Origin of the sequence: Methanofervidicoccus sp. A16 (genome assembly GCF_003351865.1) — an archaeon.
Classification (GTDB): Archaea; AGJL01; Methanococci; order Methanococcales; family Methanococcaceae; genus Methanofervidicoccus.
Window position 1 is genome coordinate 1,166,763 of sequence record NZ_CP022242.1, and the last position, 13,190, is coordinate 1,179,952.

The window sequence follows — 13,190 nt, forward strand, 5'->3', positions numbered from 1 at the left end:
GAGTCTTATCTCTCATATCCTAAAGGAAAGACATAGAGGGCCCTTTCCTCTGGTCCACATCCAACAACTTCCTCTACATACTCATCGTAGAATGCACCTACTGCTACTGTACCTACACCTAGCGCCGTACTTTGAAGGTATATGTTCTGTCCAACATGTCCAGCCTCCATATGGACGTATCTTATACCTCGTTCTCCATATATAGAGGTAGTACGCTCATAAACAGCAGTTATTATTAAATTTGCCTTTGCATCCAATACCCATTTCTGATTTATACATGCTCTGTATAGATGATAACTGTGATCACCCTCCCTGATCAGTTTGAGGGAATGATCAATAGGTATATAGCGGTAAACTCCAGGTTCTAAACCCTCCACCTCCTTCACAACAACATAGATTTCAAGGGGATACGTTGCACCAGCACTTGGTGCAGATCTGAACATCCTATTGGGATTCGTTACCCCCTGTGCCGCCCATAGAATCTGAGAGAGATCTTCAAGTCTCAGAGGTTCTTCTGAGTACTCTCTTATCGATCTCCTTTTAAATATCGCCTCTTCAACAGACATCTCTCTGTATATTCTTGGCTCTGGTAAAAACATCTGTACTTCACCTGAATTTCTCCTATTCTCTTTATATATTCTTACTTTACATCATTTATATAGGAGGATAGTAGGTAAAAAAGTTATTAATTGTTTAATTATTGTATATTCTCATTATAATTATTATAAACCCTAATTCCCATCAAAAAATTCTAATAAGAATAACAATAATTATAAAAAATAAAAATATAAAAAGAAGTATTAAAATTATTGAAATCAAAACAAGAGATAAATAATCTCTCCTAGAATGCTCTAAGATACTGTAGGGATAAAGCAGATCCTCCCTAACAGTCTGCTATTATTAACTTTATTATTTTTTTTATTATCTAAATCTTACTTTGATGGAAATTAAGGTTTATTTTATTATTATTCCTCTTAAGATTTTTATTATTTTTTATTATGATTATTATTTTTATTATTATTTTTTTAATCACAATCTTGATAGGAACTAGGGTTATTATAATTATTCTCTAAAAATAACTAATTAAGAATAATTAGGTCAGATTTTTCTAACAGAACTAGAGTTAATAACTCCTTCAATAGCTAGATTTCCTACTGATTTAAAAAATAGTGGACGATTTTAATTATCTAGTTTCAAACAACCAAAAGAGGGATATTCACAATTCCCATTATTTTAACCTTCACTATACCAATAAAATAGGATTCTTCCAATATTCTAATTTTTTATTTTTAACTGTTTTTTATTATTTTATTAACTATACTTTATTTCTTTGTCCCTATTATAATCACGAATACACTCAATTACATCTGTAATCTTTCCATCTGTTTTTATCCCATTTGGATCGTAGTGGGTCCTTGAGGCCCTAAAACCTCTCTCCTTCAACATTTCCACCAACTCCCTAATAGGAGGTACATGCTCCTTTATGGCGCTACATACTCTGTGGATGTTGTAGCATCCTATTACATTCCCAACTGTACACTCTTCATATATCTCCCCGAGGATCTTTACACTTCTCTGGGAGTATCCCCTACCCTGGGCAATCTTTAACGCCTCCTTTACAATATCCATGCTGTTTATCTCCCCTAAGTAAAAGAGCCCTCCAAATCCCTTCTCAAAACCTTCCTCTCTTTTTCTGATAATCTTCTCTTCATTCTCTATTTTAATATACCCTAACTTCTCTATAGCATCATCTGCCCTCTTTGCTCCCCTCTCCGTGATCAGAAAGGTTCTTATATAGTGGTCTGTAAAGTGAGAGAAGATAGGTTTAAGACCTATGTCGTACTTACTTGCCACCCTGATAGCATAGCCTATTAACAACCTCACTGCCAACTCCTTATCGCCAGTTAGTGGAATAGCGTCGTAGTTTCTAATACATGCCTTTCTATAAGATCCATAGAGGACTGCAGTATCTGTGGCAGTCATAGCGATTATACCATTTTTTGTAATACAACTACGTATAGCACTATCTAAATATGGATTTGGAGATCCAAAGGGATCTAAATCTACTAAGTTAAATGTTCTAAAGTGCTCTGAAAGGAGGACATTTGCATCCTTGTTAAATACTTTTACATTTCTTAAGTTGTTCAGTTTTAGGTTCTCCCAAATTAATTCAACTGCAAAAGGGTTGATATCGTTGATAACTACCTCAACTGTTCCAGAGGGATTTACTAACTCCTTTGCGTATCTTATCCCTCTAGCCCCACTACCTCCTAAAGGATCACATACTAAAAACTCTTCTCTCCCGTAGTTATTTAAAAAACTCTGTACCACAGCAACGGATATATCCCTACAAATCTCCATTCTTGGATTGTAGAATACCTTATCCTTTTTTGAGATACTCCTATCCTTTGGAACCTTTATCTTTACATTTCCCTCTACTACTATCTCCTCCATAGGATCCCCAGATATTTTTTGTTATTTTAAAAAGAATTTAAAGAATGATATCCTTTTATTCTATCGATTTTTAAATTATATGATGATAACAATAATTTTAAAGTAGTTTATTATAATTTCTGGATAGTATTATTATAAATAATAGATGGTTATAAAAAATGTAAGTATCCAATAATAAGGCGGTGTAATAATGAAAAATATTTTAAAGGAGAACAGTACTATTTTAATTTTTATATCCACAATATTGATACTATCCCTCTCTGGTTGTATGGGAAATGGAGGTAATACAGATAACAACGACCATAGTGGTACTAGTAGCAATATAGTGGTAAGTTCCGAGATCGTATATCCCAATTCAAAACCCTGTAACGATGTTCCAGGATATTACTACAATATCATGGGAATTGCCACAGAGGGTATAACTCTGAATGTGTATGAAACTAGTGATAATGTAAAAGATATATTAGAGTGGTACAAAAACAAACTGATTGCAGAAGGATACGATATAGCTGTAAATACGACCGTAGCAAAAATTTCTGGTCCACAAGGTACTATTGAATACGGTATAGTAATCTTTAAAAAAGATAATGATGCTACTGGAATTTGGGCAATGAGAGATCCTATCCACGAAAGAACCATTTATTTCGTAGGTAAAGGTTCTGCTGATAAACTACTAGGTTCAACACCTCAGACTTCCTCTGAAAATACAGAAATGGAAAGTTCAACACCTTCAACCTCTGATTATAGCGAAGTAGAAAAACCACAGTTACCATCCTCCGATAAAACCTCAGGAGAGGAACCAGTAAAAAGATACCCTGACTCAGTTATGTTAAAACATGCTGTAGTTACCAAAGATAATAAAAAATACATCTATATCGAGTATGGGACTGACAAAGATCCAGAGGATGTGTTTAATTGGTATAAAGAAAATATTAAAGGAGAAGGTTGGAATATTCTATATACAGCAAGTGATGGCAATACTTACTATATTACCTGTGGAAAAAACAACAACAATGATATAGTTGCTATTACAATAAATAAAGGAGAGTATACTACAATTAATGTAGAATATATGGCAACTCAAATTAATAATCAGTAAATTTTTATTTAAACCTTATATTTTATTAGATTATTTTTAAACAAGTATAGAGTTCTAAATTTTTCCTAATCAGGATAATTTATTATAGAAATAATTATTATAATAAAATTTAATATAAAAGTACTTTTTTAGATTAAGAAATATAGTATAAAATTCTGTAGGGAGAGCCACGTCCTACCTTCTGTTGAATATAGAGAAAAATCGTCTTGCTGTACATCCAAAAGTACCTATATTCAAGTAATTTTTATCTTTTTAGTGGAAACTAGAATTTACAATTTTTAATGATATAAAAGAAGTAAATAAACCCCCCTAGCAAGAAATTACTATTAGGTTTATTATATATTATGTATACAGTGTTTTTTATTATTTTTAGATTAAATTTTTATTTTTTATTATGGTTATTTTATTATTTAATTAACTACTTGATAGGAGTCAGAGTAATTAACTTATTTTAATAAGAATTTTTTTGTATTTTTTAACAATTTTGTATATTTATAAGGGAAAATTTTTTGATTAAAATTTAAATAATAACAAAAAATGATGGATCAAATAAAAACCTAAAGATATTTTAGTACTTAGAGAGAAAATAAATCTAAAAAACATTTATTATTTTTGTTATTTTTTTATTTATTCTTATTTTTATTATTATAATATTTATTAATCTTTATTAAGAATCAATTATTCTCCAGTGCCTAGAGGTATCTAGAAATAAGTTTTTAAAGTCTTACCTATTTTTATAAACCCTATTTTTATCAGGATTTAATGGAAACTCAGATCTTTTATAAATGTTGTTGCAGATATCATAAAAAATAAACAACATATAAATAAAAACAAAATGACTACTACTAACAATCGAAATGTTATCGAATTCCGCAAATACATCCCTAAAAGAGTAATTAGTATCAATACAGGTAATATTATGCTAGAGAGAATTTTAAGTATACTCAGAGAAAACGGTATCAAAGAACTTAGACCCCCTCAGAAGAAGGTTTTAGAAAGAGGGCTATTAGATAAAAAGAAAAACTTTCTAATCTCCATACCTACAGCCAGTGGAAAAACACTAATAGGTGAAATAGCCCTCTTAAACCATATATTAGAAGATAGGAATAAAAAGGGCCTATTTATTGTTCCCTTGAAGGCTCTGGCTTCTGAGAAGTACGAAGAATTTAAGAAGAAATATAAAAGATACGGTATAAAGGTGGCGCTCTCCATTGGAGATTATGATGAGGAGGAGGATCTGAGTGATTACAACATAATAATCACCACTGCAGAGAAGTTAGATTCTCTTATAAGACATAGAGTAAAGTGGATAGATGATGTATCTGTTGTGGTTATAGACGAGATCCATCTTATAGGAGACGAGGAGAGAGGAGGTACCTTAGAGGTACTTATTACTAAGTTGAAGAGTAAATATAACGTCCAAATAATTGGACTCTCTGCCACTATAGGAAATCCGGAGGAGTTAGCGAGATGGTTGGAGGCGGAGTTAGTTATAGATACTTGGAGACCTGTTAAGTTGAAGAAAGGAATTGGTTATAGAGATAAGATTTTATTTATCGGAGAGGATGGAGAGGTTTTAGAAGAGTATCAACTGAAAACCTATAACAAAAGTAGAAGTAAGTTGTTCAACCTTGTTGTAGATTGTGTGTTAGATGGAGGTTCTGTCTTAATATTCTGCAACTCTAAGAAGAACGCTGTCGCTGAGTCAAAAAAATTGGATTTAAGGGATTATCTCTCTCAGAAGGAGTTGGAGGAACTTAAGAGTATAAAAGAGGAGATCCTAAGTGTATTTGATAGACCAACGGAAACCTGTAAAACTCTTGCAGAATGTATAGAAAGAGGTATTGCATTTCACCATGCTGGTTTAACGTATGAACAGAGGAAAATTATTGAGGACGCCTTTAGAAGAAGAATTATAAAGGTTATCTGCTGTACTCCCACATTAAGTATGGGAGTCAACGTTCCTTGTAGAAGGGCCATAGTGAAGGATCTTAAGAGATACTGGGAGGGAAGAATGGTACCTATTCCAAAGATGGAGATACTACAGTGTATAGGTAGGGCTGGGCGTCCAAACTTAGATCCCTACGGTGAAGGCATAATATACGTTGATGGGAGGATGGATATAGAAGATGTGAAAGGCTATCTTACAGGACCTGTAGAGTATATCTATTCTAAGTTATCCTATCCTAAGATTTTAAGATCCCATATACTTGGTTTGATAGCCTTAGGAGATATAAAGGATAAGGAAAGTTTAGAGAACTTTATAAAGAATACCTTTTACGCCCACCAGTATGGAAATATCTCAAAGATCCTAAAGGATATCGAGGAGATTATAAGGTTTTTGGAATTTAACAGGTTTATCTCAGTGGCATATGGAGGCGGCGGATATAGAGTGAAGATGTTAACTCTCGATGAAAATGGCATATCTATAACAGGAGGGGAAGGAAAATATAAAATAACTCCACTGGGAAGGAGGATATCCGAACTCTATATAGATCCTTTCAGTGGGAAGATTATAATAGAGGAGTTAAGGAAACTAAATAGAAAATTGAAGATGAATGAGAAAACTGGATACCTAAGAGATTGGGATCCTGTTGATTATTCTACATTCTATATCCTATACCTTATTTCAAAGACTTCGGAGATGTTACCCTTACCGAGGGTAAGAAGTTGTGAAGAGGATATTCTCTTTTACGAGATGATAAGGAGAGATATAGATATAGAGGACGGAAAAGGTTTGAAATATGCTAAAAATGCAATGATCTTTTACGACTGGATAAACGAGGTACCAGAGGATAAGATATTAGAAAAATATGGTATAGAACCTGGAATTTTAAAATATAGAGTTGAACAGGCAAAGTGGCTAATACATGCAACAGGAGAACTCTACAAAATATTAAATATAGAGAATGAAATTATCTCCCAGGCATTAGAGGAGTTGAAGGTGAGGATAGAGTACGGTGCAGGGAGAGAACTTATAGATCTATTGAAAATTAAACACATAGGAAGAGCAAGGGCTAGGATGCTGTACGATGCAGGGATAAAAAGCGCCCAGGATATTATAGATAACTATCAAAAAGTTAGAAGCATCCTTGGGGAGAAGATCGCTAAGAAGATCCTTCATGAGTTAAAGGAAAGTGGTGTTGTGTTTTTTGAATGGTAGGAGTATGTTTAATTAATATTTTTAAGTCTCACTGAAATGTAAAAAATAAAAAATATTATAATTAAAAAAGAAAAATAAAATATTTTGGTTTTATATGTCTTTAACCACATCTATCTCCCAAATATTCCTGAACATTGTAAGGTAAATTAAGAAGTTCTGTTGTAATATAAGAGATATTCAACAGTAGTAGTTAGAAAAATATGAGGAAAACATTATATCCTTAATTTCAGAATTTAGGGGAGAAATATAATTTTTTATTTTTAAATATAACTTCTCACTATTTTTTACTTTAATTTTTTATTATTTTTTTATTTTAGCCCTAGTTCCCATCAAAGGGATAGTTTAAAAAATAATAAAAATAATTATAAAAATAAAAAATAAAAGAAAATGTTTTAAAAAAACAGAAAAATTTAAAAAGAGGATTGGAGGTGAATGATCCTCTGTAAACCTTCTAGTGTAGTGGATATCAGAGTAAGATCTCCTATCTTACCTAAGTGTTCAGAAGATCCTAAGGATATTTAAGAGTTTTTATATAGATTTTATACTGATTATTTTAATCATGATTTTTATTATAATAATTATCATTTTTCACTGTTCTTTTAATCACTACTTGGTGGGAACTAAGGTTTTTTTATTTTATTAAGATTTTGAATGGAATCCAGAGCATAATATTAAAAATTAAAAAATCCCATACCTACTACTCATTTTTATCGTTTTTTAATGAAACGAGAGTAATGATAACCATGAACATTGAAATAATGCCCATAAAAACAAGATACCTTAAAAGGGGAGAGGATTACTTAGAGGTAATTATTACATCTTTAAAGAGAGAAATTAAAAACGGTTTGAAATTGGAGGACGGAGATTTTGTCGTAATTAGTGAGAAATTTGTTGCTATGGGAGAGGATAACCTAATAGATGAAAAAGATGTTAAGGTAGGACCTTTAGCATATCTCTGTTATCTCTGGTCTAAGTATATATGGGGATATATTCTAGGTCCTCTCTTGAAAACAAGGCCAGATAGGATAAAAAATCTTAGGAGGATGCCTAAGGAGGAGACATTAAAACATAAACAGGCTGTTATAGATAAGGTGGGGCTTATATATGCGTTAAAACCTGCCTCAGAGGGAGGAGTAGATCTAACTAACGTACCTGGTACCTATGCTGTTTTACTCCCTAAAGACCCACAGAAATCGGCGGAAAGAATATACTCAGTTATAAAGAAGGAGTTGAATGTGGATGTTGTAGTTATGATAGCAGATACTGACGCTACCTATAGGTTTCTTAGATGGTATATAACTGCTCTACCCTATGCTATAGATGGGATAGTATCTGGGATAGGTGTTTTAGGATATGTTTTAGGGAAGTTAGCAGGTTTATTAAAGATAGGAGGGTTATGTGGAGCTACACCTCTTGCCATAACTGGAAATGAAGTATATAAAAAATACTCCTTAGAGGAAATCCTCCATATTGCAGATGTTGCAGATAGGTGTCGATCAGATCCTACAAAGTCTATACACCAGTACATGGAGAAGTATAACACCTTTGAAATTAGTGAAGAAATATTGGAGAAGGTGGAGCACACTCCTATCGTTGTAGTGAAAGGATGGAAAAGTTGAGAAGTGCCTGGGAATTTTTAAGTGTTAAAATAAGAGGAGAGAACTATATAGGTAAGAAAGGACCATTCTCTTCTTCTAGAGGAATATTGAGAAGAAATAACTTATTATTTTTATTAGGGTTTTTAATAAGAATTAAGAGTTTACTACTTCCTTATTTACCATCTCAACAATCTTCCTCTTTAAAGTATCCAAGTTGATATCCTTTTCAGTAGATATCATAACAACGTCTTTGATTCCTTTCTCCTTTAAAAACTTCTCCACCTTTTCTAAGTTCTCCCTGTATTCACTTTCATCTATATCTATCTTATTAATGGCGACTATTATAGGCACATTAAAGGTCTCTATAATTTCATTTAATAGATTCAGTTGTTCATCTATGGAATAACCACAGTACTCAGTAGGGTCTATCACATATATTATCCCATCAGCAAGATAGTTAAGGGCCACAACTGCATGGAGTTCTATATCGTTCCTCTCGTAGATAGGTCTATCCAATATCCCAGGTGTATCTATAAATTGAATACCATGGTGAGAATATCCAACGTTGAGGCCCTTAGTTGTAAAGGGATAGGAATTAACCTCAGGTTCTGCATCTGTCAACTTCCTTAGAAGTGAGGATTTTCCAACGTTGGGATAACCTGCTATCACCACAGTTGGCACATCTTTAACAGTAGGAATATTTTTCAGTTTTTCCCTGGCCACTGCAATACAGGCTAAATTTGGATATATCTGTTTCAGTACAGAGGAAACCCTACCAAAGAACTCTCTCCTTATTTTTGAAGTTTCCTGTGGAGTCTTCGCCCTTCTTATCTTTCTACTGTAAGTATTTCCAAGTTTTCTAACCAACTCAGAGGCCCAATTTACAGCACCAAGGGACTTCTTAAAATCATCACTGTCTATAAGGATCTCTAGTATCTCCCTATAGAAGGGATTTAAATTATCTATGGAGGGTGTTCTCTTTACGATATTTGACAGATAATCTGCTATAACAGAAGTAGCAGTTCTTACCTTTTGCTCCTCTATAACCCTTGATTTATAGAGATTAAGACCTATTGTAGATTTTCTAAGATTATCTGCAGCCTTTTCTGCCCTATTATATGCTTTATTCATAAGTTCCTCTGGAAAGAGTATAGTGGGGATCTTTTTAAATGGATTATCTTCTTTTCTCTTTTTCATGTTTTCACCAAGGTGTTTGATAAAGGTGAGATTTTATTGTAAATAGAACCTATTTCTGGATTATAAAGGAATGATTCATGCTAAAGGAAATGGTTAAAAGGATTTTACTATTCCCTTTCTCCAGTATTTAGAAACATTTTAAAAATTATCGCTAAATTTATTCTTTTTTCTTATTATTATAATTATTATAATTAAGATATTTTACTTTTAAAAGATATAATCAAATTATTTTTTATCAGAATTTTTTAAGGAAACTAGAGTCAATTTAAGAAATCAAATTAACAATATCTTATATATTCCCAACAATGATTTAACCTTAAAGTATAAAAATAGAGTGCTGTACTATAAAATGGTAAATACTACGAGGAGATACCATGGACATTAAAAAGATAATAATGCCCTTAATAGGTCTTGTACTCTGGGAACTTTTGGCTATATGGTTGAATAACCCTGTAGTATTGCCTCCTGTGGAAGATGTTATTAAGGTTTTAATAAATCCCCAACTCTCCATCCTTGGAACAGGTACTCTAATTGAAAATACCTTGATAAGTATAAAGAGAGTGCTCGCAGGGTTTGTTGTGGCAGGTATTGTTGGAATACCCTTGGGAATATTTATGGGTTATTTCCCAACAGTTATGGATCTCTTTGATACTGTTATAGAACTCCTGAGGCCAATACCGCCCCTTGCATGGGTACCGCTGGCTCTGGCATGGTTCGGTATAGGGGAGACCTCGATGCTGTTTATAATATTTATAGGGGCCTTTTTCCCTATACTCATTAACACCATTGCAGGGGTAAAAGGTGTACCTAAGATACTTGTAGAGACTGCTCAAACCCTTGGAGCCAAGGAGAAGGATATCCTCTTAAAGGTGATTATACCTGCATCCTCTCCAAGTATACTAACTGGGTTAAGGATAGGGGCAGGTATTGCCTGGATGTGTGTTGTAGCAGCGGAGATGCTCCCAGGAAGTAGTGCAGGTTTAGGATATCTCATTATGTACGCCTACTCCTTAAGTAGAATGGACGTAGTTATTGCATCTATGATTGTAATAGGTATAATAGGACTTACTCTAGATAGAGGGCTGAGATATATAGAAGATAGGTACTTTAGATGGAGATACCTAATAAAATAAGGTGTTTTCAATGGAGAATATACTGGAAATAAGGAATGTGAGTAAAAAGTTCGTAAGTAAAAATAAGGAGATCCTGGCAGTGGATAACATTACATTCCACGTCAGATACAATGAATTTCTATCAATAGTTGGCCCCAGTGGATGTGGTAAATCTACACTGTTGAGGATGATCGCAGGACTTGAGAAACCTACCTCTGGAGAGATTCTTATGGAGGGTAAAAAGATAGAGGGACCTGGGGCGGAGAGAGGGTTGGTATTCCAACAGTACACCTTGCTGCCCTGGAGAAATGTACTGGATAACGTTGCCTTTGGACTGGAAATTAGAGGATTACCTAAGAAAGAGAGATATGAAATTGCCATGAGATTCATCAAGATGATAGGGTTAGAGGGGTTTGAAGAAGCATATCCCTACGAACTCAGTGGAGGTATGCAGCAGAGGGTTGCCATTGCAAGGACCTTGGCAAACGACCCTAAGATTGTACTCATGGATGAACCTTTTGGGGCCTTAGATACTCAGACTAGAACTATACTCCAGCATGAACTTCTAAAGATATGGGAGAAGGAGAAAAAGACAGTTCTATTCGTTACCCACAGTGTAGATGAGGCAGTATACCTCTCCGACAGGGTTATAGTGATGACTGCAAGACCTGGAAGGATAAAGGATATTATTTCTATAGACCTACCAAGACCTAGAAAAAGAGATACCTTGGAGTTTATAGAGTATAGAAAAAGAATAGTAAATATATTAAAGGATGAGGTACTTAAGTCATATAATATGTATAATTATTCAAAAGATGTATAAAAATGTGGTAAAATGTTAAGAGGTAAAGATGCCACATTGGCGGCAATCATAGAAACAATAATAAAGGAAGAACCTGAAACCCAGGATGAAATAGCAAAGAAGTTGAATATAAGTAGAAGATACGTTGCAAAGTTGCTGAAACCTCTAATAGATGAAAAAATAGTTCTACATCCCTACGTTGTAGATATAGAGAAGTTGTCCAAGTTAGAGATATACAACAATATAGAAAAACCTATATCCCATATTATAGACCTACTGGATAAGATGGGTAATAACGTACTACAGAACTTAGATAAGGTTCACAACGCAGTGAAAACAGGAAATACAGAGGATGCAAAGAGTATTATATTCCAAGATTACACTCTTAACAAGTTGGAGGAAGAGGTTAATATTACCCTTAAGATGGACAACCTTAAATATCTACCCTCTAAACAGACTGCACTTCTATCTAAGATAGCCTCCAATATTGAGAGATGCGGTGATTACCTGTCAAATATCGCAGAGGAGGTTATAGGAGGACTCCATATAAAAGAGTATCTCCATAAGGATATAGATGAGATATTTAGTATAATCAGGAGAATGTTCATCATAGCCATGGATATGGTGAAAGATAAAAAATCCTCCTATGAGATATACGACTTAGAGAAGGAACTACATAGAAAGTTGGAAAAGATTATGAAGGTTCTATCTGAGAGGGAGAAATGTAAGACTAAAAATATAAATTACTATATTCAATTTGGAATGTTTCTGAAGGATATCGAGAGGTTTGGAGATAGATGTATAAAGATATTTGAAACAGGTAGGGAGTTCCATTATGGGGACGTAGAGAGAAGTTAAGAGATAGGTAATACCTGGTGATATTACTATGGTTAACGTTGAGAGAATAAGTTTATCCTTCCCTAAATTTCTCCTAAAAGAGATTGATGAAGTAGTAAAAAATAAGGGATACTCCAGTAGAAGTGAACTTATAAGGGATGCTGTTAGAAAGTACATCTTAGAGAGTAATCAACTAGATAAAAGGAACCCTATTAGTGCTATTATTATAGTAGTGTATAACCCAACAAAAAACTCTATGGAGGAGATGAGTAAGGCATACTTTGAACACAACAGTATAGTGAAGTCTATAAACCAATCCTACATTACAACATCCTGTGGTAGTAATAAGAAGGTTGAAATATTTATTGTAGAGGGAAATTCAGAGGAGGTTTCTAAATTTTACAGTAAAGTATCTAACTTGGATGGAAAGATTTACGACAAGATAATAGTGTTTTAAGGAAGTAATTTTAAAACTAATTGTAAAATTAATAATTATAATAACTTTTATACCCATCAAAGTAATAATTTAAATAATAAAAATTATAATTAAAATAAAAGACTGCAATAAAATTAATAATAGCAACTTGTTAGGAAGGATCTACTCCACTTCTATAGTGTCTTAGAGTATCCCAGGAGAGATTATCTATCTCTTATTTTGATTTTAATACATTCTTCTTATACTTTTAGTTTTTATAATTATTTTCCTTATTCTTTAAATTATCCTTTTGATGGGAATTAGAGTATAAAAATTATTATAATAATAAAAAATATTTTAAATAAAAGTAGATAATAAAATTAATAAAAAAGAGAAGAAAAAACTTTTAAGAATAAGGCTTAACAGAAATCCTGTTCAGTTTTTCCAGTACTTGCTACAGTCTAGGAAAATAAAGGAGTTTATTTTATTTTTTTGCCTATATTTATTCTTTAT

10 protein-coding genes are annotated in these 13,190 nt (G+C 33.1%); 7 read left to right on the forward strand and 3 right to left on the reverse strand.

The window, feature by feature from the left end; translation table 11 throughout:
- Positions 1-5 precede the first annotated feature (5 nt).
- A complete protein-coding gene (locus tag CFE53_RS05375; protein ID WP_148120830.1) occupies positions 6-599 on the reverse strand; it encodes a SagB/ThcOx family dehydrogenase in 594 nt (197 codons plus the stop codon).
- Between the two features lie 712 nt (positions 600-1,311).
- On the reverse strand, positions 1,312-2,454 hold the full coding sequence (locus CFE53_RS05380; RefSeq protein ID WP_148120831.1) for a tRNA (guanine(10)-N(2))-dimethyltransferase: 1,143 nt from the start codon (positions 2,452-2,454) through the stop codon (positions 1,312-1,314).
- A gap of 190 nt (positions 2,455-2,644) precedes the next feature.
- Here CFE53_RS05380 and CFE53_RS05385 point away from each other — a divergent pair, with 190 nt between their 5' ends.
- The 3 genes from CFE53_RS05385 to CFE53_RS05395 all read left to right on the forward strand — a co-directional run bounded on the left by CFE53_RS05385 (position 2,645) and on the right by CFE53_RS05395 (position 8,335).
- On the forward strand, positions 2,645-3,553 hold the full coding sequence (locus CFE53_RS05385) for a hypothetical protein (protein WP_148120832.1): 909 nt from the start codon (positions 2,645-2,647) through the stop codon (positions 3,551-3,553).
- A gap of 919 nt (positions 3,554-4,472) precedes the next feature.
- Positions 4,473-6,716, forward strand: a complete 2,244-nt coding sequence (locus CFE53_RS05390) for a DEAD/DEAH box helicase (RefSeq protein WP_148120833.1) — start codon at positions 4,473-4,475, stop codon at positions 6,714-6,716.
- 743 nt (positions 6,717-7,459) lie between these two features.
- A complete protein-coding gene (locus CFE53_RS05395) occupies positions 7,460-8,335 on the forward strand; it encodes a coenzyme F420-0:L-glutamate ligase (protein ID WP_148120834.1) in 876 nt (291 codons plus the stop codon).
- Between the two features lie 132 nt (positions 8,336-8,467).
- Here CFE53_RS05395 and CFE53_RS05400 read toward each other — a convergent pair whose 3' ends face one another.
- Positions 8,468-9,511 (reverse strand): NOG1 family protein, encoded by a 1,044-nt coding sequence (locus CFE53_RS05400; RefSeq protein ID WP_148120835.1) that lies wholly within the window; start codon positions 9,509-9,511, stop codon positions 8,468-8,470.
- A gap of 374 nt (positions 9,512-9,885) precedes the next feature.
- Between CFE53_RS05400 and CFE53_RS05405 the strand changes: the two genes are divergently transcribed.
- From CFE53_RS05405 to CFE53_RS05420, 4 genes are read left to right on the forward strand one after another with little or no spacing between them, the layout of a single operon-like run.
- Positions 9,886-10,644, forward strand: a complete 759-nt coding sequence (locus CFE53_RS05405; RefSeq protein WP_148120836.1) for an ABC transporter permease — start codon at positions 9,886-9,888, stop codon at positions 10,642-10,644.
- Between the two features lie 10 nt (positions 10,645-10,654).
- A complete protein-coding gene (locus CFE53_RS05410; RefSeq protein WP_148120837.1) occupies positions 10,655-11,446 on the forward strand; it encodes an ABC transporter ATP-binding protein in 792 nt (263 codons plus the stop codon).
- Between the two features lie 12 nt (positions 11,447-11,458).
- Positions 11,459-12,283 (forward strand): PhoU domain-containing protein, encoded by an 825-nt coding sequence (locus tag CFE53_RS05415; RefSeq protein ID WP_148120838.1) that lies wholly within the window; start codon positions 11,459-11,461, stop codon positions 12,281-12,283.
- Between the two features lie 28 nt (positions 12,284-12,311).
- A complete protein-coding gene (locus CFE53_RS05420) occupies positions 12,312-12,719 on the forward strand; it encodes a CopG family ribbon-helix-helix protein (RefSeq protein ID WP_148120839.1) in 408 nt (135 codons plus the stop codon).
- Positions 12,720-13,190 lie beyond the last annotated feature (471 nt).